Origin of the sequence: Pseudomonas sp. WOUb67 (assembly GCF_050058005.1) — a bacterium.
Classification (GTDB): domain Bacteria; phylum Pseudomonadota; class Gammaproteobacteria; order Pseudomonadales; family Pseudomonadaceae; genus Aquipseudomonas; species Aquipseudomonas putida_R.
Map to the genome: position 1 here is coordinate 5,788,943 of NZ_CP170112.1, position 26,480 is coordinate 5,815,422.

Consider the following 26,480-nt stretch of genomic DNA (forward strand, 5'->3'; position numbering starts at 1 on the left):
TTCACAAGCGGCAACAGTCCGAACATACAAGAGGCCAGCAGTACGAGGCCCTTGACCCTCAACCACGCAAGGACTCCGTCATGACCACGATCCTCATCATCATCCTGATCCTCCTGCTGATTGGTGGCTTACCGGTCTTCCCACACTCACGCAGCTGGGGCTATGGCCCGTCCGGCATCGTCGGCGTTGTGCTGGTGATTTTGTTGGTGCTGTTACTGCTTGGCATGATATGAGCCACCCCGGCCTGGCGTTCCAGCTGGCGTTCCAGGCGACGCATGCCGTCGCCCAGGGCGCGGACCGCCAGGCCGAGCGCCGGGCGCTGCAACGGCTCTGCCTGGCAACAATGCTCCACCTGCTCGCACAGGGTAACCAGGGCGTCGGCGCGGGCAATGCGCGCGCCACCCTTGACCCGGTGCGCCAAGCCGGCAATGGCCGCAGGCGCATCACCGAGGTTTTCCAGGCGCTGCAGGTCTTCCCGGTTGCTGGCACGCAAGTCGCCCAGCAGCGCCTTTAACGCCGCTTCGTCATTGCCCACCAGATGCCTGAGATGCTGCAAGTCCAGCAGGCTGTGGTGTTCATCCGGTGGCTGTGCAGGCCGCGTGCCCTTCAGTGCCTGGGTGAGGCTGCCCAGGTCCAGCGGTTTGAACAGGCAGTCGTCCATCCCCGCCTCGCAACTTCGCCTGCGCTCGGCTTCCTGGGCGCTGGCAGTCAGGCCGATTACCCGGCTGCGTGGGCGCCCGCTGCGGCGCTCGTGTTCGCGAATGGCGCGGGCCAGGGCATGGCCATCCAGGCGCGGCATGTTGCAGTCGGTTATCACCACATCGAAATGCTCTTTCAACCATAGGCGCAAGGCTTGTGCGCCGTCTTCCGCGACCCGCGCCTGATGCCCGAGAAAATCCAGCTGCTGCGCCAACAGCAGCCGGTTGGCCGGGTAGTCGTCCACCACCAGCACACGCAAACGTGCGTCAGGGTCTGCCGCCAGCAAAGGTGAAACCTCAGGCGCCGGCGCCGCACTCGGCAACAACGGCAACTTGAGCTGCACCTGCACTTCGGTGCCCTCCCCCAAGGTACTGCGCAGGCGCAGCTGCCCCCCCATCAACTGGCACAGGTTACGGCTGATGCTCAGGCCCAGGCCGGAGCTGGCACGTGGCGACTGGCGGTGGTTGCTGGCCTGACGAAACGGCTGCCCCAAGGCGGCCAGCTCGCTGGCAGCGATGCCCACGCCGCTGTCCTTGACCCGCAGTACGATATCGAGCACCCCACCTGCCGGCGCTGCGTGCAGGCTGACCACGATCCGCCCGCGCTGGGTGAACTTGATCGCGTTGCTCAGCAGGTTGGCCAGCACCTGCTTGAACCGCAGCGGGTCGAGCATGACCTCGGCACCCACCGCCCCGCCCAGCTGCATCTGCAACTCCAGGCCTTTGCCACGGGCCAACTGCTCGAACAGTTGCACCACCCGCCCGACCAGCTCGCCCACCCGCACCCGCTGCGGCGAAAGCTGCAGGTGGCCGGTTTCGATACGGGTAATGTCGAGTATGTCGCCAATCAGCTCTTTCAGCCCCCGTGCCGCTTCGGTGGCCACTTCGATGGCCAGGCGGTCGAGCACGCCTTGGGCGGCCTTGCGCTGGGCCAGTTCAAGCATGCCCTGTACCGCGTGCAGCGGGGTGCGGATCTCGTGGCTGATGGTGGCCAGGAACTCGGTCTTGGCCTGGTTGGCCGCATCCGCCGCACGCTTGGCCCGCCGCAACCGCACCTGCAGCCGGCGCAGGTAACGGATCCACAACAAGGCGATGATCAGCAGGCAGAGGGCGACGCCGAAGCCGAACAGCACCTTGGCGCGATGGCGCGACCAGACGCCGTCGGGGACGATCATCGGGTTGCGCCAGCGACGCACCAGCGCAGTGGTCTCTTGCGGCGTCAGGCTGAGCAACGCGCTGTCGATGATACCCAGCAGCTCGCTGGCACCACGGGTACTGGCCAATGCAAAATGCGCTGGCGGCAGGGCGAGGCTGGCACTGACCTGCAACTGCCCGGGGTACCACCGGGCAACCAGGGGGCGGGCGTCATCCAGGGTCAGCAACGCCGCGTCCACCCGGCCATCGGCCACCGCGTGCAGGGCATCCAGCGGGCCGCGCAACACGCGTTGGCGCACCTGCGGATAACGCTGCTGCAACAGCTCGACCATGGCACTGCCCCACACCAGCGCCACGCGCCGGCCAGCCAGTTGCTCAAGGCTGGCCGGCGCCTGTTCGCCGGTGCGGCTGACCAGCACCCGCGAAGCACTGAGGTAGGCGCGGCTGAAGCCCAGGCGCTGCGCCAGGCTGTCGCTGTAGGGCAGCCCGGCAATCAGTTGCGCCTTGCCTTGAATCACTTGGCCGATCATCTGTTCGGCGCCCTCCCCTGCCTGCACGTCAAATTCAAGGCCGGTGCGCCGGGTGATCAGCTGCAGTACATCAAGGGTCAGGCCGCGCAACTGGCCCTTGCTGTCGCGGTAGCTCAGTGGCAGCACCTGATCGTCCACCAGCACGCGCACCTTGGGGTTGTCCGCCAGCCAGCGCTGCTGGGCCTCACTCAAGTGCACCGACTGGGCCGAGCGGGGGCCACTCGCCAGCGGGTTCCAGCGCGCCTGGATACGCGCATGCTGGGTTGTGCTGATGCCCAGCAGCACCTCATCCACCAGGCGCGGCAAGGGCGTGCCGTTGTCGAGCATGGCAAAGCCGATTTTCTGGTGAGGCAAGGCTGCGTGGCCAACCTCCTCCACACCGCTGAAGGGGCTACGCCCCTTCACATAGCGCGCGATCAAGGCGTTGCCCAGGTACAGGTCGGCCTGGCCGAGGGCAAGCGCGGCCAGGGCGCTGAACGCCGTGGGGTGCACCTGCAGGTCGGCTTGTGGGTAGTACTGGCTGACCTGCTCGGGTGTGCGGTAACCGTCCACCATCACCAGGCGCAACGTTTCGGCGCCCTGGAAAACCGCCTTGTGCTCCTGGGCCAGCAACAGGGGATAGTCCTCGGCGTAGGGCTGCGACAGGCGCAAGCCGGCCTGCAGTGCCTGCTGCGCAGTGACCGAGCCAAGCAGGTCGACTGTGCCTTCGCGCAACGCCGCGACCGCCGCCTGGAACGACTCGAACACCTGCACCTGCATGTCCAGTTGCAGGTGTTCGGCCAGTAGCCCCGCGTAATCAGCCGTGATGCCTTCGTAGGCTCGCCCGGTGCCGAGAATATCCAGTGGCGGCTGGTCGCCCCTCAACACCCCAAGGCGTAGTACCCGATGGTGCCAAAGCCAGCGCAGGTCACTGCTGACCGGTTCGGCACGCGGGCCTTCGAACGCCGCACGCCCATGGAACACCGGCGCCGCCAGGCCCGGCACGGTAAACAGACAGCACAACAGCAGCAGCCAGATTGCACGCACCATTCAAATAAGCTGGTTGCGACGAGCGAAATCCGCCAGGTCGATGAGCGAGTTGAGGCGCAGTTTTTCCAGCAGGCGGCCCTTGTAGGTGCTGACCGTCTTGTTGCTGAGCAGCATCACTTCACCGACAGCCTTGTTGCTCATGCCACGGGCCAGGTGCTGGAGGATCATCAGTTCACGGTCACTGAGGCAGGCAATACGCTGCGCGTCGGTGGCGTACAGGTCTTGGCTGTGCACCGAACTCAGCGCTACCTCGGGGAAGTAGGTGAAACCCGACAGCACAGCGCGCACCGCCTTGTTCAGTTCACCCAGGTCGTTGCTTTTGGACACGAAGCCCGCCGCCCCGGCTTGCATGCAGCGCAGGGAGTAGGCTTCGGCCTGGTGCGAGGTCAGCACCAGGGTCTTGGCTGGCCGTTCGTGGCGCTTGACCCGGGCGATCACCTCCATGCCATCGAGCCCGGGCAGGCTGATGTCGAGGATGATGATATCGGGCGCCTGCTCACGGGCCATGCGCACGGCGTCGATGCCATTGTCGGTCTGGCCGACGATCTCCAGGCGCTCCTGGCGCAGCAGCATGCACACCGTGGAACGTATGAAAGGATGGTCGTCGACCACCAGTGCTTTATTCATCAGGCGTTCTCACTTGGCAGGCTGGCTCAGAGTTCGGCATCGAACACCACGGTGGTCATGCCGTTGTAGGTACTGCCCGCATGGTCGAGCATTTCGCCCACCGCAGCGCTCGCGACCTCGAAATGCAATTGCCCGGGCCGGTTGAGCGCCGGCGTAGCCGCTTCGAACTGCAACGCAGCGCCCCTGCCGGTTGGCAGTGGTACACGTTCAACGGCCTGACCGCGATGCTGAATGCCGGCAGGCAGGCTGAGTGATATCCCCACCGGCACCTGGTGCTGATCTGTATTGCGGATGGCACAGGTGCCGGCCATGTCGTACTGGCACAGTTTGTAGACCTTGAACGGCCCGGTGGACCACACCCGAAACGGCAGGTCTCGATACAGCCTCTGCGGCGGCCGCCTTCCGGACAGCCAGGATTTCCAGCCGCCGCGGGGTTCGAGCACCGCGCGGTCGGAGCCGGGAGGAAATTCGAAGATGAACGCGTGCTGGACATCAAGCACGAAATCGACCCTCAGGGTGTTGGTGCTCAAGCCACTGACCTGGTTGCCGAAGTCGAAATCCCCTCCCGGGCCCACGCTGTATACGGCGCTGCCGCGATAGATACCGGCACGAAGGCGATAGGGGGGCGGTACCTCCAACTGATAGGCAACACTGGTTTCGTGCACCTCGACGGTATTCACCCGGCCAGACGGGACCCGGTTCACACTGCCCCAGCAGGGCTGGGGAGCCGCAGGACTGGTCACATCCCACAAGTAATTGGCTACTGCTGGTGCGTGCTGACCATTGATAGCGACATACCGGCAGCCGCCGCGCACATTGGTACCACTGGCAGGGATGTCGTCAAGGCTGGTGCCGGTTACCCGCTGATGGATGGCTGACCAGTCAAAGGTGATCTGGCGAGGCTCGCCGGTCTGCTCGTGATAGACATCGATCGTCCTGCGACTGGGTACCTGTACATAGAACTCATCTCGCACATCCGCTGCATCTTTCGTGCTCCGCTTGGTAAAACTGATCGGCAGGCTCACGGTCTGGCGGGTTCTACAGGTATAGGTCAGGTACTGGCACAGACCGCCGGGTGGCGTTGTATTGTCGAAGCGGCCCGAGCCGCCGCCGCGATACTGGGCGGAGATCGTCACTTGTGCTGCCTCTACAAACGACAGCGGCAAAGCAAGGGCGGTCAGCAACCAGACCAGAACCCTGCGGGTACGCGCCATGGTTTTCATCCCTCCAGTACCATCGGCTTGCGCTCAGCGCCTTCATGCAACTCGAACTGGTGCACCTTGGCCGCCTGCCCTTCGAACTGGCGGGTACGCCCTGGCAGCAGATGATGCTTGGCGGCCGGCTCGCACACCTGGTCCTGGGCCTGGCACTGGCGGAAGTGGTCGAGCACCACGGTGGCGTTGCCCTGGTTGGTTACGGTCAACGCACCGCCCTGGCGACGGATCGGGGTCTGGTAGCGGGTCTGGTTGGGGCGCACGAACAACAGCGTGCCGTAGCCGGCCAGCAGGTTGACCCCAGCCTTGAGGCTGTCGCGGTATTGCTCCGCCTCCGCATCGCTGACGGCAAAGCCGTCGCCCGTTTCCGGCAGTACCGGGATAAAGCGCAGGCGGAAGTAGCGTTCGTTGTCGCGCGCGCCACGGTACAACAGGCGCACCGCCTGCATGCCCCGCGCCGGCACGATCAGCCGCGCCGGGCTGACCACCAGCCCACGCTGCTCCAGGGCCAGGCCTTCAATGGCCACTTCGCGGGGCGGGCCACTGCCGTCGTACACCAGCTCGACCACACTGACCTTGACGAAAGCCGTGGAATCACCGCCATTGCGCACGCGCTTGAGCAAAGTGCTCTTGCCCTCTTCCAGGTAATCGTAGAGCCCCCCGACGTTCAGCTCCGGGGCTGCATGGGCAGCACAGGGCAGCAGCGCGAAGGCCAGGCAGATGAATCGGACCAGTTTCATGGGCAATTCCTCATAGCAAAAAGCCGCTGATAGCGAATCAGCATCATTGAATGGATTGTGGTCTTTCGAGCTCGGGTTAAATGCAGGAAATTTCGCTGTGGAGTTGTGGAAATTTCCTAAAGACAACCGTCGTGGCTTTGCTTGCACGCGAGTAGCCAGCCCGCTTCACGTCTTGCCCGCCCCGACCGGGGCCTGGCGCTGTGCCACGTGCCCTGCTACGCAGGACACATCCCCTGCCAGCAACACATCGCCTTCACGTTCCAGTGCACGCAAGTCAAGTTCCAGCAGGCATAACGCTTTACCACCCTGGCGCACCTCCAGCGTCGGAGTAGATTCGCTCATCTCCACGGCAAAGTGCCCACCGCTCTCGCTGACGCTGCGGCTGGCATGGTTGACCACCTGGGCACCGGACATCGGCTGCCCCTGAAGGTCGAGCAGGCGGCCGAGCACGGTGACTGTGCGCATCACCCGCAGCTGGCGATAGCCCACCCCACCACGGTTGAGGTGGTAGTCGAAGCTGGTGGGCTGGATCACCGCCGCCGTCTCGTCGTCGCCCTCCAGGTCGAATTGCACATAGCCCGACTTGTACGCCCCCACCGGAATCACGTTGCGCCCCGGGTGCAAGGTGGCGCTCAGGCCATGCTGGTCATCGGCGCGCAGCGCCAGGCCATCGATATCGCTTTCGACATCGACGATCAGGCCGGCATCGTGGGGCAGGTACTGGCCGGTCATGGCCACCTTGCCCTCGCCCACGGCAACGATGCTCTGCAGGTTCAGGCCAGCACTCAGTTCGCCGTTGTACGACGAACTCTGGGCGTAGGCGTCGCCATACAGCACCTGGTTCTGAAACTGCGCATTGCCGCCGAAGCCGGCGCCGTAGCGGTCTACCGTGGCAGTGGCACCGATGTTGCGTACCAGCCCCAGGTCGACGTCGCGCTGGTACGACAGCGAGGCGTTCTGATCACGACCGCCATCGTGCGAAGTGCGGCTGCCGATGCTGACGGCGACGCGCTCGCCGGGGCTACCCAGGCTCATGCTCAGCGCCAGGTTGACACCACGGCTGCGAGCATCACCGCTGCTGCGGGTGCCGGGGCGGTCGAACAGGCTCAGGCGCCAGTTGGCGTCGGAACCGAAGAGTTTGCCGTAGTGCGACCAGCCCAGGTCGACGCCCAGGCCATCGGCGGCGCCAGAGCTGTGGGCCAGGCGCAACGTCGCCGTGCTGCGGTTGTTCAGGCGCTGGGTGATCAGCAGCGAGCTCTGGCTCTGCTCGTCGTAGCGCACAAACTGGCTGTGGGTGACGTTGCGGGTCGTTTCCAGCCAAGAGCGGCTGTGGCTGAGCACCAGCGAACCGAAGTCATGGTTATGGATTACCTGCAGGTCGTAACCGTTGCCCTGGTCTTCGGTGCGATAGAGGTTGCCGTAGAGCTTGAGCCGGTCCAGCGCGTCCCAGTCCAGCGATGTGCCGTACTGCATGGCTTCGTCGACCTGCTGCACGGAAAGCCCGAGCACCGCCCGCGGGTGCAACAGGTAGTTGGCCAGCACCCCGGCGCTGAGGCTGTCGTCGTGGGTTTCGTCCCAGTTGCTCAGCAGGCTGGTCTGCTGGCCCAGGTACAGGTTGTAGCGCCAGCGGCTTTCAGGGTTGCGCCAGATACTGGGCTTGTAGACGAATTCATCGGTACGCGCGGTTTCCTGGCCGTCTTCGAGCAGGCGTACCTCTACCTGGTAGATGCCACCGGGCAGCACCCGGGTGTCCAGCGCCTGCAGGCCAGGCTGCACCGGCTGGCTGTTGATCAGCACGCCGTTACGGTAGATCTCCACCACGCCGGGGCGGTTGGGGGTGACGTAGATCGGCGTGGAGCTTGGCTGGCCATTGTCGATCAGCAGGCTATCACTGCTGCCGAACATCAGGCCCAACGTCGTATCGGGGCTCTGCCCGAGCAACCGGGGCTGACGGGTGAGGCCTTGGGCACCGGGGGTGAAATAGCCCAGGCGGAAGAAGTGTTCATCGTGAAGGCGTTCGGCATACAACTGGCTGACACGATGTCGGGTTTCCTGACCACTGAGACCGCCGCGGTCGACCTGGGCATCGGCCAGGGTCGTCCAGCTGTCGAGGCTACCCTGCCCTTGCAGCGCATACAGCCCGCTGGTTTCGCGCCCGTCGCTGACCAGGTTGAGCTGGTTGCGCAGCAGCAGGCCACCGCCGTGTTCGGGCAACGCATGGAAGCGCGGGGTATCGCCGGCCAGTTCGGCGGCGTGGGTGAGCAGCGACAGTTGCGAGTTGACCAGGCTGTAGTGGATGGCGCGCAGGCCATCGGGGCAGTCGCTGCGGCAATCGCCCAGCGGCCGGCCGGAAGCCAGGCGCTCCTGCCAGCGGCGGCGCAGGGTTTCGGGTTCGCGGCTGTCGAAGTGGTCGGTGAATTCCAGCAACTGCACACGTTCGTCGCGGCTGAGCACGACCATGGCATCGCCCAGGTAGCGGCCATCCAGGTCCACCCGGACTGCCAGCGGCACATCGAAGAAGTGTTCCTCGAATTCACGCGGCAGGCCCTGGGCCTGGCTGACCACCCCCATGGCGTTGCCTTCGGCAGCGCCAGCGAGGGGAAGCACCGCAAGGCATGCCATCAGCAGCAAAGTCTTTGAAATTGTGGAAAAGGCCATGACCCTGTCTGCGAGCAATACGTCGCCCTCACCCCCGGGGTGACCCAGGGGCGAAGGAGAGCAACAACGGGTGAAGGGGAAAAATGCGGGCGCTTCAGGTCACGGTGCAGCGGTTTCGAACATCATGCTGACCAGGCCCTGGTAGTTGCCGGGCTCGTAGCCACCCGCCGGTACTTGAGGCGAGACTTCGAAGTCGATGATCGCGCCTGGCGTAGCCTGGGCGTGGGAGAGGATTTCAGCCGCGCTGGTGGTGAGTACGGTGTCGCCGATCTTGACGTCCAGATTGATGGCGTTGAGGCCACTGCTGACGGCTGCCGGGGACAGCAGGTGGGCGGTGATCGGGCCGATGGTGCTCTTGGCCTGCAGCTGCTTGCGGACTGGGGTCAGGGTGCCTTGGAACGAGTTCCAGGCCATGTCCTGCGGGTCGTTCATCCAGTTGCCGCCGACGGGCTCGACGTAGAAGTTGGCGCTAGGCACGGTAGCTGTAATCAGCACCTGTTTCTCGATCGGGTCTTCGGCCATGGCGGGGCCGGCAACGAGAGCAGCGAATGGAAGTGCCAGCATGAGTGCTTTCACGAATAGATCTCCTTGGAACCTGTAGACATAAGCTTTGATTGAGGGTCAATCAGGCTAAGCGCCGTTGACAGGCAGGAGTATCTGCAGTTACCCACAATGGAAATAGGGGAACTATCTGAGCGGGTTGTTGACATTTCCTAACGACAATCGAGGGGATACGCTTCCGCAGGAGAGCATGAAGCACGTGGGGGCCGCATGGCGGCCCCCTGTTGCGTGATTAGTGAGACACCGCCCCGCTGGCCCCCAGGCCAGTCTGCGAACGCACGAACTGCGGGTAGAACAGCGCACGCTCGTCGTCGGCAGCCTTGGACTTGTCGGTGACAGAGAAGAACCAGATGCTGACGAAGGCAATGGCCATCGAGAACAGCGCCGGGTACTCGTACGGGTAGATCGGCTTCTCGTGGCCGAGGATCTGCACCCAGATGGTCGGGCCGAGGATCATCAGCGTCACTGCGCTTACCAGGCCCAGCCAGCCGCCGATCATGGCGCCGCGGGTGGTCAGTTTCTTCCAGTACATCGAAAGCAGCAGTACCGGGAAGTTGCAGCTGGCAGCGATGGAGAACGCCAGGCCGACCATGAAGGCGATGTTCTGCTTCTCGAACAGGATACCCAGGCCGATCGCCAGCACGCCCAGGGCGATGGTGGTGATCTTCGACACGCGGATCTCGTCCTTGTCGTTTGCCTTGCCCTTGCGCCATACGCTGGCGTACAGGTCGTGGGACACCGCCGAGGCACCGGCCAGGGTCAGGCCGGCAACCACTGCCAGGATGGTGGCGAAGGCCACTGCCGAGATAAAGCCGAGGAAGATGCTGCCACCCACGGCATCGGCCAGGTGCACCGCCGCCATGTTGTTACCACCCAGCAGGGCGCCGGCGGCGTCCTTGAAGTCCGGGTTGGTGCTGACCAGCAGGATCGCGCCGAAGCCGATGATGAAGGTCAGGATGTAGAAGTAGCCGATGAAGCCGGTGGCGTACAGCACGCTCTTGCGCGCTTCCTTGGCGTCACTGACGGTGAAGAAGCGCATCAGGATGTGCGGCAGGCCGGCGGTACCGAACATCAGCGCCAGGCCCAGCGAGAAGGCCGAGATCGGGTCTTTGACCAAACCGCCCGGGCTCATGATCGCCTCGCCCTTGCTGTGCACCTTGATCGCTTCCGAGAACAGGGTGTTGAAGTCGAAGCCAACGTGCTTCATCACCATCAGTGCCATGAAGCTGGCACCGGACAGCAGCAGCACGGCCTTGATGATCTGTACCCAGGTGGTGGCCAGCATGCCGCCGAACAGCACGTACAGGCACATCAGGATACCCACCAGGATCACCGCGACGTGGTAGTCCAGGCCGAACAGCAGTTCGATCAATTTACCGGCACCGACCATTTGCGCGATCAGGTAGAACGCCACCACCACCAGCGAACCGGAGGCCGACAATGTACGGATTTCCTTCTGCCCGAGGCGGTACGAGGCCACGTCGGCAAAGGTGTACTTGCCCAGGTTGCGCAGGCGTTCGGCAATCAGGAAGAGGATGATCGGCCAGCCGACCAAAAAGCCGATCGAGTAGATCAGGCCGTCGTAGCCAGAGGTGAACACCAGGGCGGAAATACCCAGGAAGGAGGCTGCCGACATGTAGTCGCCGGCAATCGCCAGGCCGTTCTGGAAGCCGGTGATCTTGCCGCCGGCCGCGTAGTAATCGGCTGCCGACTTGTTGCGTTTGGAGGCCCAGTAGGTGATACCGAGGGTAAAGGCGACGAAGGCCACGAACATGGCGATCGCGGCAACGTTCAGCGGCTGTTTCTGCACCTCGCCGGTCAGGGCATCGGCTGCCCACACGGCGGGTGCGAAGGCGCCGCAGGCCAGTACAGCCAGGGTTTTGGCGTGGCGAATCATTGTTGCGCCTCCTTCAGGATGGCCTTGTTCAGCTCATCGAATTCACCGTTGGCGCGGCGTACGTAGATGGCGGTCAGGACGAATGCCGAAACGATCAGGCCGACGCCCAGGGGAATGCCCCAGGTAATCGACGACTCAGGGCTGAGCTTGGCACCCAGCAGATGAGGACCGTAGGCGATCAGGAGGATGAAGGCGCAGTACAGGCCGAGCATGATCGCCGAGAGAATCCAGGCGAACCGTTCGCGTTTGGTGACCAGCTCCTTGAAACGGGGGCTGTTTTGTATCGAGAGGTAAATGCTGTCGTTCATTGTTTTTGTCCTAGCAGCACAGGTAGGGGATGAAACCCACGCCCTTACTTTATGCGGCTGTTGGACGGCAACCAGACGACCTTAGTCTTAGATGCAATGGTGTTTTACCGATTGCGTAACAAAACAGCTTGCGCCTGCCCTGTAGGAGCAGCCTTGTGCTGCGAAGAGGCCGGTGCAGGCTGCCCGAATCTTCGCAGCTTTTACCGGCCTCTTCGCAGCACAAGGCTGCTCCTACAGGGAATTGCAACCGGTGATTACTTGCCAGTCCACTCCGCCACGCGATCAGGGTGCTTGGCTACCCAATCCTTGGCCGCTGCCTCAGGCTTGGCCCCTTCCTGGATCGCCAGCATCACCTCGCCAATCTCGTCCTTGGACTGCCAGCTGAACTTCTTCAGGAACTCCGCCACATCCGGTGCCTTGGTGGCCAGTTCCTTGCTGCCGATGCTGTTCACGGTTTCCGCCGCGCCATACACGCCTTTCGGGTCTTCGAGGAACTTCAGCTTCCACTTGGCGAACATCCAGTGCGGTACCCAGCCGGTCACTGCAATCGACTGCTGCTTGGCGTAGGCACGGCCCAGCTCCGCCGTCATCGCCGCGCCCGAACTGGCCTGCAATTTGTAGCCGGTCAGGTCGTAGTCCTTGATCGCCTGGTCGGTCTTGAGCATCACGCCGGAGCCTGCGTCGATGCCGACGATCTTCTGCTTGAAGCTGCTATCGGTCTTGAGGTCGGCGATGCTCACCGCCTTGACGTACTCGGGGACGATCAGGCCGATCTTGGCGTCCTTGAAGTTGGCCCCGTAGTCGACCACGTTGTCCTTGTTCTTGGCCCAGTACTCGCCATGGGTCACCGGCAACCAGGCCGACAACATGGCATCGAGCTTGCCGGTTGCCACGCCCTGCCACATGATCCCCGTGGCCACGGCCTGCAACTTCACGTCGTAGCCGAGCTTTTGCTTGATCACTTCGGCGGCCACGTTGGTGGTGGCCACACTGTCGGCCCAACCATCCACGTAACCTATGCTTACTTCTTTGGCCATTGCCTGTGCAGCGCTCATGGCCATTACCAGGGCGGTGCCCACACCCAGGAAACGTCGCATTTTTTTCAAAGTTGCCATCAAAGCATCCCCTCGTCAGGTCTTGGAGATTGCATCATCTTCCTGCAACACAGGTCGACCTGATCCAGCTGCGACCTGCACCCGCCCCATATGCGACAGCACTGTGCCATTAGCGCCATCGGCCTACGCCGGCCTGCGCGATCCTTGCATGCCAAACCTTTGGCGCCGGGCTACTATCTACCCTTTTGCGCCTGACGATGGACCGCCCGATGCCCAGTTCTGCCCGCCTGTTGCTGCCGCTGTACCTGCTTGCCTGCCTGTTGGCCCTGCTCGGGCTTGCCGGGCTCTGGTACGGGCTTGGCAAGCCGGTGCACCTGCCCGATGCGGCCAGCCCGACGCACAAGTTGCAATGCGCGTCCTACACGCCGTTCGACAAGGACCAGTCGCCCTACGACCAGCCGTTTCGCCTGCGCCCGGCACGCATGGACGCCGACCTGGCCTTGCTGGCTGAGCGTTTCCAGTGCATCCGCACCTATTCCGTGACCGGCCTTGAGGCAATCCCGGCGCTGGCGCGCAAGCATGGGCTGAAAGTGATGCTGGGCGCCTGGGTCAACGCTCACCCGGCCGACACCGACAAGGAAATCGACCTGCTGATCGCCACCGCCAACGCCAACCCCGATGTGGTCAGCGCGGTGATCGTGGGCAACGAGACGTTGCTGCGCAAGGAAGTCACCGGTGCGCACCTGGCCAAGCTGATCGCCCGGGTGAAAAGCCAGGTGAAGGTGCCGGTGACCTACGCGGATGTGTGGGAGTTCTGGCTGCAGCACCCGCAGGTGGCACCCGAGGTGGACTTCTTGACCATCCACCTGCTGCCCTACTGGGAAGACGACCCGCGCGGCATCGACGATGCGCTGGCCCACGTGGCCGATGTGCGCCGGGTGTTCGGCACACGCTTTGCGCCCAAGGACATCCTGATTGGCGAAACCGGCTGGCCCAGCGAAGGCCGCCAACGCGAGACCGCCATCCCCAGCCGGGTCAACGAGGCGCGCTTCATCCGTGGCTTCGTGGCCATGGCCGAAAGCAACGGCTGGCACTACAACCTGATCGAAGCGTTCGACCAGCCGTGGAAGCGCGCCAATGAAGGGGCGGTAGGCGGTTACTGGGGCCTTTACGATGCCGACCGGCAGGACAAGGGCGTGCTGGAAGGGCCGGTGAGCAACCTGCATTACTGGCCACAGTGGTTGCTGGCGAGTGCACTGTTGATGGCGGCCATGCTGTTGCTGGCCGGGCGCCCTGCTACACCGATGGCGGCCGTGCTATTGCCATTGCTGGCCGCGTTTGGCGCAGGTTGCCTGGGCTTGTGGGGCGAGCTGATGCGCACCCATGCACGCTTTGCCGGGGAGTGGCTGTGGGCCGTTGCACTGGCCGGGCTGAACCTGCTGGTGCTGGCCCATGCGCTGCTGGCCTTGGCGCAGCGGGCCGGCTGGCGCGAGCGTTTGTTCGCCTGGCTACAGGCGCGGGCCGGCTGGCTGTTGCTGGCGGCGGGCTTTGCCGCGGCGGTGAGCATGCTGGCGATGGTGTTCGACCCACGTTATCGCAGCTTCCCCAGCGCCGCCCTGGCCCTGCCAGCGCTGGTGTATGTGCTGTGGCCGGTGCGGGCGCGGCGGGCGGAGGTGGCGTTGCTGGCGTTCATTGTCGGGGCCGGGGTGGCGCCGCAGTTGTTCGTGGAAGGGCTGGAGAACCAGCAGGCTTGGGGTTGGGCGGTGGTGAGTGTGGTGATGACAGCGGCGTTGTGGCGGAGTTTGCGGCTGCGTCCGGCTTGATTGTTGAGGTGGGGCGGAAATCGAGCGCCGTCCGCGCGGCGCATCGCGAGCTGCGCTCGCTCCTACGTTTGTTTCGGGCCAATTATAGCTGTGGGATTTGTGCGCGAACGCCTTGGCGCATGGCTCGATATCGTATCGTACAAACAAGGCGGTCGCGCGCGCCTGTCACAGGCGTTACTGGCCCGAAACAAACGTAGGAGCGAGCGCAGCTCGCGATGCGCCGCGCGGGCGGCGTTCGATTTCCGCCCCACCGCAGTACCCAAGGCATGCACCTTTGAGCCCCACCGCAATTACCGAACCAGCCGCAGCCCCGCCAGCACCAGTGCAAACACGGCAATGCTGGCGGTATACAGCACCAGCGCCGGCACCGCGAAGATCAACGCCAGCACCGCCAGCCACCAGCCCGCGCGGCCGGCAACCAGCTGCGCCAGCAGCGCAAGGCCCAGCCCGCTCCAGGCCATCACCTGATGGTGTATGCCCAACCCCAGCAGCGAGCGCACCTCACACTGCCAGTACGCCGCAGGCGCCGTGCACAGCCCAACCCACTGGCCATCCTCCATCAGCCCATAGCGCACGCCATAACTGGCAGCGAGCCACAGCCCCAGAAACAGCACCAGCAGCGCAGCCGGTAGCGAACGAGACATCCTGTTCTCCAATAGCGGTAATCGAAAGCATCCATGATCGCTTATGCCCGGTTGTAAGGCAAAATCACAACCCTGCAGCTATGTTGCAGATAACAAGCACACCAAAGGCCACCGCAACTGGCAACTTTGCCCGGTTGGATGTGGTCCTAGCCTGCACACTGCTCGACCTTGCGTTCTTTTGGGGGATTACATGCTTCGATCTTTGCGCCTCGCTGCCGTGCTCGGTAGCCTGCTCATGGCGGTGGCCGCTTCAGCGCGGGATATCGACGCTGCCAGCTACGGCTACCCCTTGACCAACCCGTTCGAGGCGACCATCGCCACCACCCCGCCGGACCAGCGCCCGACGCTGCCCGGCGACGATGAAATCAACCAGTCGGACTACAGCCTGAACCTGCGCCCGGAGCGTGAGTTCACCCTGCCCGACAATTTCTGGGCGGTGAAAAAGCTCAAGTACCGCCTGGCCCGCCAGGACCACGAAGCGCCGCTGATCTTCATCATTGCCGGCACCGGCGCACCCTACAGCAGCAGCATCAACGAATACCTGAAGAAGCTGTTCTACCAGGCCGGCTTCCACGTGGTGCAACTGTCGTCGCCCACCAGCTACGACTTCATGAGCGCCGCCTCGCGCTTTGCCACCCCCGGCGTCAGCCAGGAAGACGCCGAGGACATGTACCGGGTCATGCAGGCCGTGCGCGCCCAGCACCCACGCCTGCCGATCAGCGAGTTCTACCTCACCGGTTACAGCCTGGGCGCGCTGGATGCAGCATTCGTCAGCCACCTGGACGAAACCCGCCGCAGCTTCAACTTCAAGCGCGTGCTGCTGCTGAACCCGCCGGTCAACCTGTACACCTCGATCAACAACCTGGACAAACTGGTGCAAACCCAGGTCAAGGGCATCGACCGCAGCACTACCTTCTACGAGCTGATGCTGACCAAGCTGACCCGCTACTTCCAGGACAAGGGCTACATCGACCTCAACGACGCCCTGCTGTACGACTTCCAGCAGTCACGCCAGCACCTGTCCAACGAACAGATGGCCATGCTGATCGGCACCTCGTTCCGCTTCTCGGCGGCCGACATTGCCTTCACCTCCGACCTGATCAACCGCCGCGGCCTGATCATTCCGCCGAAGTTCCCGATCACCGAGGGCAGCAGCCTCACGCCGTTCTTCAAGCGTGCCCTGCAGTGCGACTTCGACTGCTACATGACCGAGCAGGTGATCCCCATGTGGCGCGCCCGCACCGACGGCAACAGCATCCTGCAACTGGTGAACCAGGTCAGCCTGTACGCCCTGGAAGACTACCTGCGCAGCAGCGACAAGATTGCCGTGATGCACAATGCCGATGACGTCATCCTCGGCCCCGGCGACATCGGTTTTTTGCGCAAGGTGTTTGGTGACCGTCTGACCCTCTACCCCCATGGCGGCCATTGCGGCAACCTCAACTACCGCGTCAACAGTGACGCCATGCTGGAGTTCTTCCGTGGTTAACAAACTCCTCTTCGCCACTGCCCTGCTTGCCGCCGGCCACACCTTCGCTGCCGAAACCGCCCCCCGGGCCAGCGTGGTGGAGGCCGACCCACAGGTGGTCGGCACCGCGCCTCTGGTGCCCGAGGCCGATGGCTTCATCGACCCGTTGCGCGAGCTGAAATTCAACCCCGGGCTGGACCAGCGCGAGTTCGAGCGGTCTACCCTGGAAGCGCTGAACGTGTACGACCCGCTGGAGTCGATCAACCGGCGCGTCTACCACTTCAACTACCGGCTGGACCAATGGGTGCTGCTGCCGCTGGTGAGTGGTTACCAGTACGTCACACCGCGCTTCGTGCGCACCGGGGTGAGCAACTTCTTCAACAACATCGGTGATGTGCCGAACCTGTTCAACAGCGTGTTGCAGCTCAAGGCCAAGCGCTCGGCAGAGATCACCGCACGGCTGATGTTCAACACCATCATCGGCGTGGGTGGGCTATGGGACCCGGCGACCAGCATGGGCCTGCCGCGCCAGAGCGAGGACTTTGGCCAGACCCTGGGCTTCTATGGCGTGCCGGAGGGGCCGTACTTGATGCTGCCGGTGCTGGGGCCATCGAACCTGCGCGATACCACCGGGCTGGTGGTGGACTACGCGGGTGAGCAGGCGGTCAATTATCTGGACGTGGCCGAAACCAGCACCGACCACCCGGAAATCTTCGCCCTGCGGGTGGTGGACAAGCGCTATACCACCAACTTCCGCTATGGCCAGCTCAACTCGCCGTTCGAGTACGAGAAGGTGCGGTATGTGTACACCCAGGCGCGCAAGTTGCAGATAGCCGAGTAAGCAGGCCTGGCCTCTTCGCAGCACAAGGCTGCTCCTACAAAACCACGCGTTCCCCTGTAGGAGCAGCCTTGTGCTGCGAAGAGGCCGGTACAGGCAACATCAAATCCCCAGGAACTGGCACAGCTCGCGCTTCTTGGCCAGGGCATCCCGCCGCCCCAGTTCGATCAGCTCGCTGCAATAGCTCGCCTCGAACAGCAGATAGCTCAACACCCCCGCCCCGCTGGTGCGGGTCGCCCCCGGCCCCCGCAGGAACAAGCGCAACGCCGCTGGCAGCTCGCGCCGGTGCCGGGCGGCGATCTCGTCCAACGGCTGGCTGGGCGCCACCACCAGCACCTCGATTGGCGCCAGCCCCAGGCGCCGGGCATCCAGATGCGCCGGCAGCAGCCGGCTCAGGTGGTTGAGCCGCTGCAGCAGTTCGATGTCGTCTTCCAGGCTGTCGATGAACGTGCTGTTGAGCATGTGCCCACCGATCTGCGCCAGGCTTGGCTGCTGCCCGCTGAACACACGCTGAGTGGGCAAGGGTGGCGCTGGCCGCTGCGGGTTGCCGCTGACCCCGACCACCAGCACCCGGCTGGCGCCCAGGTGCAAGGCCGGGCTGATCGGCGCCGACTGGCGCACCGCACCGTCACCGTAGAATTCGTCGCCCAGCTGCACCGGGGCAAACAGCAGTGGGATGGCCGCGCTGGCCAGCAGGTGGTCGATGGTCAGTGGCGTGGGTACGCCGATGCGGCGGTGGCGCAGCCAGGCTTCGATAGTGCCGCGCCCCTGGTAGAAGGTGACCGCCTGGCCAGACTCGTAGCCAAAGGCGGTGACTGCCACCGCGCGCAACTGCTCGGCGGCCAGGGAATGGCCGATGCCATCCAGGTTCAGGTGCGCCTCCAGCAGGCTGCGCAACGGGCTGCTGTCCAGCAGCGCCACCGGCGCCTGGCCGCCCAGGCCGAGCAGGCTGTGGCCGACGAAACGGCTGGCCTGGCGGACGACGCCGGGCCAGTCACTGCGGATGACCAGGTGGCTGCGAAAGTTCTGCCAGAAGGCGGTAAGCCGCTGCACGGCGTCGTTGAAGTGGGTGGCGCCGCTGGCCAGGGTTACCGCGTTGATGGCACCGGCAGAGGTGCCGACGATGACCGGGAACGGGTTGTGTGCGCCGGCGGGCAGCAGCTCGGCGATGCCGGCCAATACGCCGACCTGATAGGCGGCGCGGGCGCCGCCGCCAGAAAGGATAAGACCGGTTACCGGGGGTGGTGCCATGGCTTCCTTCTTGGGGTTGATGTGCTTTCAGGCCCGGCCCTTTCGCGGGTGAACCCGCTCCCACAGGGACCCCACAATATTCAGAACCTGTGGTAATCCTGTGGGAGCGGGTTTACCCGCGAAGAGGCCAGACCTGATTGCACAAGGTTCAGCGCTTTTTCTTGTCATACAGCCGCGGCGCGCCTTCTGGCCGCGACTTGAACCTGCGGTGCGCCCACAGGTACTGCTCGGGGCACTCGCGCAACACCCCCTCGACCCACTGGTTGATGCGCAGGCAGTCGGCCTCTTCGCTTTCGCCGGGGAAGTCCGCCAGCGGCGGATGGATGACCAGACGATAGCCGCTGCCATCCTCCAGGCGCTTCTGGGTGAACGGAATAACCTGCGCCTTGCCCAGCCGGGCGAACTTGGTGGTGGCGGTTACCGTCGCTGCCGGGATGCCGAACAGCGGTACGAAAATGCTCTGCTTGGCGCCATAGTCCTGGTCCGGTGCGTACCAGATCGCCCGGCCCGAACGCAGCAGCTTGAGCATGCCGCGCACGTCTTCGCGCTCCACCGCCAGCGAATCGAGGTTATGCCGCTCGCGGCCGCTGCGCTGGATGAAGTCGAACAGCGCGTTGCCGTGCTCACGGTACATGCCGTCAATGGTGTGCTGCTGGCCCAGCAGGGCGGCGCCGATTTCCAGGGTGGTAAAGTGCACGGCCATGAGGATGGCGCCCTGCCCCGCCTGCTGGGCGGCCTGCAGGTGCTCCAGCCCCTCGATATGGGCCAGGCGCGCCAGCCGGGCCTTGGGCCACCACCAGCTCATGGCCATTTCGAAGAAGGCGATACCGGTGGAGGCGAAGTTGGCCTTGAGCAAACGCCGCCGTTCGTCGACCGACAGCTCCGGGAAGCACAGCTCAAGGTTGCGCGCGGCAATGCGCCGACGTTCGCCGGCAAAGCAATACATCACGGCCCCCAGCGCGGCACCGGCTTTCAACAGGGCCCGGTATGGCAGCTGGACCACCAGCCACAGCAGGCCCAGGCCCAGCCACAGGCCCCAGAACTTTGGGTGAAGGAAATAGGGACGAAAACGCGGGCGTTCCATTGAAGCTTCCGGAAAGACAAAGGCTGCGCATTCTACAACGGATCAGCGTATGTTGCGGGCAACCGGTGTTCTCGTTATAAATCAGGGCACTTTTTTCGCAACAAGCCGTCTATGCAGACCATGAGCCCAAACCACACACCCGACACCGCCTCCGTGTTCCAGCTCAAGGGCAGCATGCTCGCCATCACAGTGCTGGAACTGGCGCGCAATGACCTTGAAGCCCTCGACCGCCAGCTGGCGGCCAAAGTTGCCCAGGCACCGAACTTCTTCAGCAATACGCCACTGGTGCTGGCGCTGGACAAGCTGCCGGCCGGCGAAGGGGCAATCGACCTGCCGGGCTTGATGCGCATCTGCCGCCACCATGGCCTGCGTACCCTGGCCATCCGCGCCAACCGCATCGAGGACATCGCCGCCGCCATCGCCATCGACCTGCCGGTGCTGCCACCGTCCGGCGCCCGCGAGCGGCCGCTGGAACCCGAACCCGAAGTGGTCAAAAAGCCCGAGCCGGCCCCCGCGCCAGCACCCGCCCCCGAGCCTGAGGTGCGCCCGACCCGCATCATCACTTCGCCGGTGCGCGGCGGCCAGCAGATCTATGCTCAGGGTGGCGACCTGATCGTCACCGCCTCGGTCAGCCCGGGCGCGGAACTTCTGGCCGATGGCAACATCCATGTGTACGGCGCCATGCGCGGCCGGGCCCTGGCCGGTATCAAAGGCAATACCAAGGCACGTATCTTCTGCCAGCAGATGACCGCCGAAATGGTCTCCATCGCTGGCCAGTACAAGGTTTGCGAAGACCTGCGCCGCGACCCTTTGTGGGGCACCGGCGTGCAAGTCAGCCTGTCCGGTGATGTGTTGAACATCACCCGTCTTTAACGGATACTTGCCGTCATTTTCAGAGCAACTTTTTTAACTGTTGCCGTTTTTTTGCTTTTTGCCGGGACACATGTCCCGACTTATTTTAGGGGTGAAACACCTTGGCCAAGATTCTCGTGGTTACTTCCGGCAAAGGGGGTGTGGGCAAGACCACCACCAGCGCCGCCATTGGTACCGGCCTCGCACTGCGTGGCCACAAGACCGTCATTGTCGACTTCGACGTGGGCCTGCGTAACCTCGACCTGATCATGGGCTGCGAACGCCGCGTGGTTTACGACTTCGTCAACGTGGTCAACGAAGAAGCCAACCTGCAGCAGGCCCTGATCAAGGACAAGCGCCTCGAGAACCTGTATGTACTTGCCGCCAGCCAGACCCGCGATAAAGACGCGCTGACCCTGGAAGGCGTCGAGAAGGTGCTGATGGCGTTGAAAGAAGATTTCGAATACGTCATCTGCGACTCCCCGGCGGGTATCGAGAAAGGTGCACACCTGGCGATGTACTTCGCCGACGAAGCCATCGTGGTAACCAACCCTGAGGTGTCTTCGGTACGTGACTCTGACCGCATGCTGGGTATCCTGTCGAGCAAATCGCGCCGCTCCGAAAACGGCGAAGAGCCGATCAAGGAACACCTGCTGATCACTCGCTACAACCCGGAGCGCGTCGTCAACGGCGAAATGCTGAGCATCGACGACGTCACCGACATCCTGGCGATCAAGCTCAAGGGTGTGATCCCTGAGTCCCAGGCTGTGCTCAAGGCCTCCAACCAAGGTATCCCGGTCATCCTCGACGACCAGAGCGATGCTGGCCAGGCGTATAGCGACACCGTCGACCGCCTGCTGGGGAAAGACAAGCCCCTGCGTTTTGTTGAAGTGCCGAAGCAAGGATTCTTCGCGCGCCTGTTTGGAGGCAAGTAAACCATGAACCTTTTTGACTTCTTTCGTGGCAGACAGAAACAGACCAGCGCGTCGGTAGCGAAAGAGCGTCTACAGATCATCGTGGCGCACGAGCGCGGCCAACGCAGCGAGCCGGACTACCTGCCGGCGCTGCAGAAAGAACTGCTGGAGGTGATCCGCAAGTATGTGAACATCGGCAACGATGACGTGCATATCGAGCTGGAAAACCAGGGCAGTTGCTCGATTCTGGAGCTGAACATTACCCTGCCGGATCGCTGATCTGGCTGAAAGCCGGGGCTGCCCTGCAGCCCATTTGCGGCACAAGGCCGCTCCTACAAGGGATCGCGTTCCCCTGTAGGAGCGGCCTCGTGCCGCAAATGGGCCGCAGAGCGGCCCCGCTTTTTTCTCCCGATTTAACAGAGACCACGCAATGCCGCTGTCCAATATCCAGATCCTGCACGAAGACGCCGCCATCCTGGTGATCAACAAACCGACCCTGCTGCTGTCGGTGCCTGGCCGCGCCGAAGACAACAAGGACTGCCTGATCACCCGCCTGCAGGAAAACGGCTACCCCGACGCGCTGATCGTGCACCGTCTGGACTGGGAAACCTCCGGCATCATCCTGCTGGCCCGCGATGCCGACAGCCACCGCGAGCTGTCGCGCCAGTTCCACGACCGCGAAACCGAAAAGGCCTACACCGCACTGTGCTGGGGCCAACCGGCGCTGGACAGCGGCAGCATCGACCTGCCGCTGCGCTATGACCCGCCAACCAAGCCACGGCATGTGGTGGACCACGAGCAAGGCAAGCATGCGCTGACGTTCTGGCGCATCGTCGAGCGCTGCGGCGACTACTGCCGGGTAGAACTGACGCCGATTACCGGGCGCTCGCACCAGTTGCGCGTGCACATGCTGTCGATCGGCCACCCGCTGCTGGGTGACCGGCTGTATGCCAACCCCGAGGCGCTGGCGGCGCACGAGCGGCTGTGCCTGCATGCATCCATGCTGAGCTTTACCCACCCGGTGTCCGGGGAGCGGTTGAAATTCGAGTGCCCTGCACCCTTCTAAGCCGCACCTCATCCCCCTGTAGGAGCAGCCTTGTGCTGCGAAGAGGCCGGTGCAAACAACCTCTATCTGTGTTGTTGGCACTGGCCTCTTCGCAGCACAAGGCTGCTCCTACAGGGTGTAATGCAGACACAAATTGTCGACATTCTGCGCTAAACTCGCGCCACTGCTGTCTGGAGTGAGCTATGCGCGACGAACTGAATTCTGGCCTTATCGATTTCCTCAAGGCCTCCCCCACGCCCTTCCATGCCACCGCCAGCCTGGCCCAGCGCCTCGAAGCTGCCGGCTACCAGCGCCTGGACGAGCGCGACAGCTGGGCCACGGTGCCTGGCGGCCGCTACTACGTCACCCGCAACGACTCGTCGATCATCGCCATCAAACTGGGCAAGCAGGCACCGTTGCTGAACGGTATCCGCATGGTCGGTGCCCACACCGACAGCCCGTGCCTGCGGGTCAAGCCGCAGCCGGAGCTGCAGCGCCACGGCTTCCTGCAACTGGGTGTGGAAGTGTATGGCGGCGCCCTGCTGGCGCCGTGGTTCGACCGCGACCTGTCCCTGGCCGGCCGCGTTACCTATCGCCGTGACGGCAAGGTTGAAAGCCAGCTGATCGACTTCAAACTGCCGATCGCGATCATTCCCAACCTGGCCATCCACCTGAACCGCACCGCCAATGAAGGCTGGGCGATCAACCCGCAGAACGAGCTGCCGCCCATCCTGGCCCAGGTCGCGGGTGACGAACGCATCGACTTCCGCGCCCTGCTTACCGAGCAGCTGGCCCGCGAGCACGAGCTGATCGCCGACGTGGTGCTGGATTACGAGCTGAGCTTCTACGACACCCAGGACGCCGCGCTGGTCGGCCTGAACGGCGACTTCATCGCCGGGGCCCGCCTGGACAACCTGCTGTCGTGCTACGCCGGCCTGCAAGCCCTGCTGGCCGCCGACAGCGACGAAACCAGCGTGCTGGTGTGCAACGACCACGAGGAAGTCGGCAGCAGCTCGGCCTGCGGCGCCGACGGCCCGATGCTGGAGCAGACCCTGCAGCGCCTGCTGCCCGATGGCGACGCCTACGTGCGTACCATCCAGCGCTCGCTGATGGTGTCGGCCGACAACGCCCACGGCGTGCACCCCAACTACGCCGACAAGCACGATGGCAACCACGGGCCCAAGCTCAACGCCGGGCCGGTGATCAAGGTGAACAACAACCAGCGCTACGCCACCAACAGCGAAACTGCCGGTTTCTTCCGCCACCTGTGCATGGCCGAGGAAGTGCCGGTGCAAAGCTTCGTGGTGCGCAGCGACATGGGCTGCGGCTCGACCATCGGGCCGATTACCGCCAGCCACCTGGGCGTGCGCACGGTGGATATCGGCTTGCCGACCTTTGCCATGCATTCCATTCGCGAACTGTGCGGCAGCCACGACCTGGCCCACCTGGTGAAGGTACTGACCGCCTTCTACCGTAGCCGCGAACTGCCCTGATCTGTTGAGCCCCATACCGCCCTTGTAGGAGCAGCCTTGTGCTGCGAAGAGGCCCGTACAACCCATGCATATTTACTGGGTGTACCGGCCTCTTCGCAGCACAAGGCTGCTCCTACAAAAAGCGGTGTGACCTGATCGAATGCCCAAGGTCAATCCCGCTTCACCTGCCAAGCGCTATGCTTGTTACATGGCCCCACTGCAAAAGGATTGCTGTCCATGTCCCCGTTTCTGTCCCTGTTCGTGCCGGTGTTCCTGTTCCTGATGCTGCTGACCATCGGCTTCAGCATGCGCGAGCGCAATATCGGTGTGCTGATGATGTGGATCGGCACCTTGGGCATCTTCGGCCTCACCTGCTGGAAGATCCTCGAGAAACTGCCGACATAAACCTCTACACTCGGTCAATCGTTTGACCTGAGGTAGATTTGCCAGTGCCTGCCCTCCTGCGTTACCTGTTCCTGCTTCTGTTGCTGTTCATCACACCGGTACAGGCAGCGGGCCTGCCCGGCCTGCTGGGCGGCAGTGCGCCCGCGCAACCGGAGGCCACCGAGCCGCTGGGCAAGTCGCTGGACGAAGTGATCAAGAACCTGGAAAACGACCAGCAACGGGCCAAGCTGCTGGCCGACCTGAAAAAGCTGCGCGACGCCACCAAGCAATCGCAGCCCAGCGTGGAACAGGGCGTGCTCGGCCTGATCGGCGGCGCCCTGCATGATTTCGAAAAGCAGTTCAGCGGCGATGCCAGCCCCTTCCACCGCTGGTCTACGGAAATCGAACAAGCCCAGGCCGAACTGATCGAACTGATGGTGCCGGTGCATCAGTGGCCGGCGATCCTGTTCGGCTTTGCCGCCGTCATTGCCGTGTGGAGCGTGCTGGCCTATGCCTTCAACTGGGTCGGCCACCGGATACGCCTGCGCTTTGGCCTGAGCGAAGAACTGCCCCAGCACCCGCGTACCTGGGACCTGGTGCGCTTTGCCCTGCGCAAGCTCGGCCCGTGGTTGGTGGCGCTGGTGTTCACCGTGTACCTGAGCTTTGTGCTGCCGCCGTCGCTGGGTAAGTCGCTGGCCATGGTGCTGGCCTACGCGTTGGTCGTCGGCACCTGCTTCTCGGCCATCTGCGTGATCGCCTTCTCGCTGCTCGACGGCCCGCACCGCCACCGCGCCCTGCACATTCTGCGGCACCAGGCATTCCGCCCGCTGTGGCTGATCGGCAGCTTCGCTGCGTTTGGCGAGGCCATGAGCGACCCGCGCATGCTGGTCGCACTGGGAACCCACCTGGCCCATGCCCTGGCGACCCTGGCCAACGTCATCGCTGCGCTGTGCACCGGGCTGTTCATCCTGCGTTTCCGCCGCCCGATCGCCCACCTGATCCGCAACCAGCCGCTGGCGCGACGCCTGACCCGCCGCACCCTCAGCGACACCATCGAGATCCTCGGCAGCTTCTGGTTCATCCCGGCGCTGATCCTGGTGGCCATCTCGCTGTTCGCCACCTTCGTCTCGGCCGGGGACACCAGCACCGCCCTGCGCCAGTCGCTGATGTGTACCGTGCTGGTGGTGGTGTGCATGGTGCTCAACGGCCTGGTGCGTCGCCACGCCGCCAACCCCAAACGCGCCAACAAGCGCCAGGCGGTGTATGCCGAACGCCTGCGCAACTTCGGCTACCTGCTGGTGCACCTGTTCATCTGGCTGGTGTTCATCGAACTGGGCCTGCGGGTGTGGGGCCTGTCGATGATCAGCTTCGCCGAGGGCGACGGCCACGAAGTCAGCCTGCGCCTGATGGGCCTGGCCGGCACGCTGATCGTCGCCTGGCTGGTGTGGATCCTGGCCGACACCGCCGTGCACCACGCCCTGGTGCGCTCGCGCCGGGGCCTGGCCAACGCCCGCGCACAAACCATGATGCCGTTGATCCGCAACGTGCTGTTCGTGGTCATCTTCATCATTGCGGTGATCGTCGCCCTGGCCAACATGGGCATGAACGTCACCCCGCTGCTGGCCGGTGCCGGTGTGATCGGCCTGGCCATCGGCTTTGGCGCGCAATCGCTGGTCGCCGACCTGATCACCGGGTTGTTCATCATCATCGAAGACTCGCTGGCCATCGACGACTACGTGGACGTGGGCGGGCACCTGGGTACGGTGGAGGGGCTGACCATTCGTACCGTACGCCTGCGGGACATCGACGGCATCGTGCACACCATTCCGTTCAGCGAGATCAAGAGCATCAAGAACTACTCGCGGGAGTTCGGCTACGCCATCTTCCGTGTGGCCATCCCGCACAACATGAGCATTGACCGGGCTATCACCCTGATCCGTGAGGTCGGGCAGAAGCTGCGCAACGACCCGTTGATGCGCCGCAATATCTGGTCGCCGCTGGAGCTGCAGGGGGTGGAAAGTTTCGAGTCGGGGTCGGCGATCTTGCGGGCACGGTTCAAGACCGCACCGATCAAGCAGTGGGAGGTGTCGCGGGCATTCAACCTGGCGCTGAAGCGGCAGCTCGATGAGGCGGGGCTGGATTTGGCAACGCCACGGTTGTCGGTGCAAGTGGTGACCGCCGGGGGCGGTGGGATGGCCGAAACCAATTCCTCCAGTTAGGGCCCTATCGCCGG

At 63.8% G+C, this 26,480-nt stretch carries 23 protein-coding genes; 11 read left to right on the forward strand and 12 right to left on the reverse strand.

The genetic code is table 11. From position 1 onward, the window contains the following. Nucleotides 1-80 precede the first annotated feature (80 nt). On the forward strand, nucleotides 81-233 hold the full coding sequence (locus ABOC32_RS25555; protein ID WP_012271016.1) for a DUF3309 family protein: 153 nt from the start codon (nucleotides 81-83) through the stop codon (nucleotides 231-233). Here ABOC32_RS25555 and ABOC32_RS25560 read toward each other — a convergent pair. The 9 genes from ABOC32_RS25560 to ABOC32_RS25600 form a co-directional block, all read right to left on the reverse strand. Continuing rightward, nucleotides 161-3,412 carry a response regulator gene (locus tag ABOC32_RS25560; RefSeq protein ID WP_426809351.1) on the reverse strand — a complete coding sequence of 1,084 codons (3,252 nt, stop codon included), beginning with the start codon at nucleotides 3,410-3,412 and terminating at the stop codon, nucleotides 161-163. The two genes, ABOC32_RS25555 and ABOC32_RS25560, sit on opposite strands and share 73 nt — an antisense overlap. Then, nucleotides 3,413-4,039: a response regulator gene (locus tag ABOC32_RS25565; RefSeq protein ID WP_426809352.1), complete on the reverse strand. Its 627-nt coding sequence runs from the start codon at nucleotides 4,037-4,039 to the stop codon at nucleotides 3,413-3,415. Nucleotides 4,040-4,065: 26 nt separating this feature from the next. Further along, nucleotides 4,066-5,253 (reverse strand): hypothetical protein, encoded by a 1,188-nt coding sequence (locus tag ABOC32_RS25570; protein ID WP_426809353.1) that lies wholly within the window; start codon nucleotides 5,251-5,253, stop codon nucleotides 4,066-4,068. Nucleotides 5,254-5,258: 5 nt separating this feature from the next. After that, nucleotides 5,259-5,993 (reverse strand): fimbrial biogenesis chaperone, encoded by a 735-nt coding sequence (locus ABOC32_RS25575; protein WP_426809354.1) that lies wholly within the window; start codon nucleotides 5,991-5,993, stop codon nucleotides 5,259-5,261. A gap of 165 nt (nucleotides 5,994-6,158) precedes the next feature. Further along, the gene (locus tag ABOC32_RS25580; RefSeq protein WP_426809355.1) at nucleotides 6,159-8,615 is read right to left on the reverse strand and encodes a TcfC E-set like domain-containing protein; all 2,457 of its coding nucleotides are present in this window, start codon (nucleotides 8,613-8,615) and stop codon (nucleotides 6,159-6,161) included. Between the two features lie 135 nt (nucleotides 8,616-8,750). Beyond that, nucleotides 8,751-9,227: a CS1 type fimbrial major subunit gene (locus tag ABOC32_RS25585; protein WP_426809356.1), complete on the reverse strand. Its 477-nt coding sequence runs from the start codon at nucleotides 9,225-9,227 to the stop codon at nucleotides 8,751-8,753. A gap of 217 nt (nucleotides 9,228-9,444) precedes the next feature. Then, the gene (locus ABOC32_RS25590) at nucleotides 9,445-11,109 is read right to left on the reverse strand and encodes a cation acetate symporter (protein ID WP_426809357.1); all 1,665 of its coding nucleotides are present in this window, start codon (nucleotides 11,107-11,109) and stop codon (nucleotides 9,445-9,447) included. Further along, nucleotides 11,106-11,417 (reverse strand): DUF485 domain-containing protein, encoded by a 312-nt coding sequence (locus ABOC32_RS25595; RefSeq protein WP_016501040.1) that lies wholly within the window; start codon nucleotides 11,415-11,417, stop codon nucleotides 11,106-11,108. The genes ABOC32_RS25590 and ABOC32_RS25595 overlap by 4 nt, the downstream gene beginning before the upstream one ends. Before the next feature lie 254 nt (nucleotides 11,418-11,671). Further along, nucleotides 11,672-12,532 (reverse strand): glycine betaine ABC transporter substrate-binding protein, encoded by an 861-nt coding sequence (locus ABOC32_RS25600; protein WP_426809358.1) that lies wholly within the window; start codon nucleotides 12,530-12,532, stop codon nucleotides 11,672-11,674. Between the two features lie 197 nt (nucleotides 12,533-12,729). Here ABOC32_RS25600 and ABOC32_RS25605 point away from each other — a divergent pair, with 197 nt between their 5' ends. Then, complete coding sequence (locus tag ABOC32_RS25605) at nucleotides 12,730-14,295, forward strand: beta (1-6) glucans synthase (RefSeq protein ID WP_426809359.1); 1,566 nt, start codon at nucleotides 12,730-12,732, stop codon at nucleotides 14,293-14,295. Nucleotides 14,296-14,585: 290 nt separating this feature from the next. Here ABOC32_RS25605 and ABOC32_RS25610 read toward each other — a convergent pair whose 3' ends face one another. Then, nucleotides 14,586-14,939 (reverse strand): hypothetical protein, encoded by a 354-nt coding sequence (locus ABOC32_RS25610; protein ID WP_426809360.1) that lies wholly within the window; start codon nucleotides 14,937-14,939, stop codon nucleotides 14,586-14,588. A 190-nt stretch (nucleotides 14,940-15,129) separates the two neighbouring features. Between ABOC32_RS25610 and ABOC32_RS25615 the strand changes: the two genes are divergently transcribed. Both ABOC32_RS25615 and ABOC32_RS25620 read left to right on the forward strand, forming a co-directional pair. Further along, nucleotides 15,130-16,428 (forward strand): serine/threonine protein kinase, encoded by a 1,299-nt coding sequence (locus ABOC32_RS25615; RefSeq protein WP_426809361.1) that lies wholly within the window; start codon nucleotides 15,130-15,132, stop codon nucleotides 16,426-16,428. Between the two features lie 73 nt (nucleotides 16,429-16,501). After that, nucleotides 16,502-17,248, forward strand: a complete 747-nt coding sequence (locus ABOC32_RS25620; RefSeq protein ID WP_426811661.1) for an MlaA family lipoprotein — start codon at nucleotides 16,502-16,504, stop codon at nucleotides 17,246-17,248. A 99-nt stretch (nucleotides 17,249-17,347) separates the two neighbouring features. On the opposite strand, the gene ABOC32_RS25625 is transcribed toward ABOC32_RS25620, so the two are convergent. Continuing rightward, the gene (locus tag ABOC32_RS25625; protein WP_049274369.1) at nucleotides 17,348-18,496 is read right to left on the reverse strand and encodes a patatin-like phospholipase family protein; all 1,149 of its coding nucleotides are present in this window, start codon (nucleotides 18,494-18,496) and stop codon (nucleotides 17,348-17,350) included. 148 nt (nucleotides 18,497-18,644) lie between these two features. Further along, nucleotides 18,645-19,580: a lipid A biosynthesis lauroyl acyltransferase gene (locus ABOC32_RS25630; RefSeq protein WP_049274368.1), complete on the reverse strand. Its 936-nt coding sequence runs from the start codon at nucleotides 19,578-19,580 to the stop codon at nucleotides 18,645-18,647. 111 nt (nucleotides 19,581-19,691) lie between these two features. Between ABOC32_RS25630 and minC the strand changes: the two genes are divergently transcribed. The 7 genes from minC (at nucleotide 19,692) to ABOC32_RS25665 (ending at nucleotide 26,466) form a co-directional block, all read left to right on the forward strand. Next, the gene (minC, locus tag ABOC32_RS25635; protein WP_063422977.1) at nucleotides 19,692-20,453 is read left to right on the forward strand and encodes a septum site-determining protein MinC; all 762 of its coding nucleotides are present in this window, start codon (nucleotides 19,692-19,694) and stop codon (nucleotides 20,451-20,453) included. Between the two features lie 101 nt (nucleotides 20,454-20,554). Continuing rightward, nucleotides 20,555-21,367, forward strand: a complete 813-nt coding sequence (gene minD, locus ABOC32_RS25640) for a septum site-determining protein MinD (RefSeq protein ID WP_016501049.1) — start codon at nucleotides 20,555-20,557, stop codon at nucleotides 21,365-21,367. A gap of 3 nt (nucleotides 21,368-21,370) precedes the next feature. Further along, a complete protein-coding gene (gene minE, locus ABOC32_RS25645) occupies nucleotides 21,371-21,625 on the forward strand; it encodes a cell division topological specificity factor MinE (RefSeq protein WP_003252572.1) in 255 nt (84 codons plus the stop codon). Nucleotides 21,626-21,776: 151 nt separating this feature from the next. Then, complete coding sequence (locus tag ABOC32_RS25650; protein WP_011532730.1) at nucleotides 21,777-22,412, forward strand: RluA family pseudouridine synthase; 636 nt, start codon at nucleotides 21,777-21,779, stop codon at nucleotides 22,410-22,412. A 182-nt stretch (nucleotides 22,413-22,594) separates the two neighbouring features. Then, nucleotides 22,595-23,884: a M18 family aminopeptidase gene (locus tag ABOC32_RS25655; protein ID WP_049274952.1), complete on the forward strand. Its 1,290-nt coding sequence runs from the start codon at nucleotides 22,595-22,597 to the stop codon at nucleotides 23,882-23,884. 216 nt (nucleotides 23,885-24,100) lie between these two features. Continuing rightward, nucleotides 24,101-24,268: a hypothetical protein gene (locus tag ABOC32_RS25660; RefSeq protein WP_016501052.1), complete on the forward strand. Its 168-nt coding sequence runs from the start codon at nucleotides 24,101-24,103 to the stop codon at nucleotides 24,266-24,268. 44 nt (nucleotides 24,269-24,312) lie between these two features. Then, a complete protein-coding gene (locus ABOC32_RS25665) occupies nucleotides 24,313-26,466 on the forward strand; it encodes a mechanosensitive ion channel family protein (protein ID WP_426809362.1) in 2,154 nt (717 codons plus the stop codon). Nucleotides 26,467-26,480: the final 14 nt, after the last annotated feature.

Coding starts and splice junctions, on each gene's coding strand:
- ABOC32_RS25650 (WP_011532730.1), top strand. CDS start 21,777: ATGCCGCTGTCCAATATCCAGATCCTGCACGAAGACGCCGCCATCCTG.
- ABOC32_RS25575 (WP_426809354.1), bottom strand. CDS start 5,993: ATGAAACTGGTCCGATTCATCTGCCTGGCCTTCGCGCTGCTGCCCTGT.
- ABOC32_RS25615 (WP_426809361.1), top strand. CDS start 15,130: ATGCTTCGATCTTTGCGCCTCGCTGCCGTGCTCGGTAGCCTGCTCATG.
- ABOC32_RS25570 (WP_426809353.1), bottom strand. CDS start 5,253: ATGGCGCGTACCCGCAGGGTTCTGGTCTGGTTGCTGACCGCCCTTGCT.
- ABOC32_RS25655 (WP_049274952.1), top strand. CDS start 22,595: ATGCGCGACGAACTGAATTCTGGCCTTATCGATTTCCTCAAGGCCTCC.
- ABOC32_RS25660 (WP_016501052.1), top strand. CDS start 24,101: ATGTCCCCGTTTCTGTCCCTGTTCGTGCCGGTGTTCCTGTTCCTGATG.
- ABOC32_RS25555 (WP_012271016.1), top strand. CDS start 81: ATGACCACGATCCTCATCATCATCCTGATCCTCCTGCTGATTGGTGGC.
- ABOC32_RS25595 (WP_016501040.1), bottom strand. CDS start 11,417: ATGAACGACAGCATTTACCTCTCGATACAAAACAGCCCCCGTTTCAAG.
- ABOC32_RS25625 (WP_049274369.1), bottom strand. CDS start 18,496: ATGGCACCACCCCCGGTAACCGGTCTTATCCTTTCTGGCGGCGGCGCC.
- ABOC32_RS25565 (WP_426809352.1), bottom strand. CDS start 4,039: ATGAATAAAGCACTGGTGGTCGACGACCATCCTTTCATACGTTCCACG.
- minE (WP_003252572.1), top strand. CDS start 21,371: ATGAACCTTTTTGACTTCTTTCGTGGCAGACAGAAACAGACCAGCGCG.
- ABOC32_RS25580 (WP_426809355.1), bottom strand. CDS start 8,615: ATGGCATGCCTTGCGGTGCTTCCCCTCGCTGGCGCTGCCGAAGGCAAC.
- ABOC32_RS25605 (WP_426809359.1), top strand. CDS start 12,730: ATGGACCGCCCGATGCCCAGTTCTGCCCGCCTGTTGCTGCCGCTGTAC.
- ABOC32_RS25600 (WP_426809358.1), bottom strand. CDS start 12,532: ATGGCAACTTTGAAAAAAATGCGACGTTTCCTGGGTGTGGGCACCGCC.
- ABOC32_RS25610 (WP_426809360.1), bottom strand. CDS start 14,939: ATGTCTCGTTCGCTACCGGCTGCGCTGCTGGTGCTGTTTCTGGGGCTG.
- minC (WP_063422977.1), top strand. CDS start 19,692: ATGCAGACCATGAGCCCAAACCACACACCCGACACCGCCTCCGTGTTC.
- ABOC32_RS25590 (WP_426809357.1), bottom strand. CDS start 11,109: ATGATTCGCCACGCCAAAACCCTGGCTGTACTGGCCTGCGGCGCCTTC.
- ABOC32_RS25630 (WP_049274368.1), bottom strand. CDS start 19,580: ATGGAACGCCCGCGTTTTCGTCCCTATTTCCTTCACCCAAAGTTCTGG.
- ABOC32_RS25560 (WP_426809351.1), bottom strand. CDS start 3,412: ATGGTGCGTGCAATCTGGCTGCTGCTGTTGTGCTGTCTGTTTACCGTG.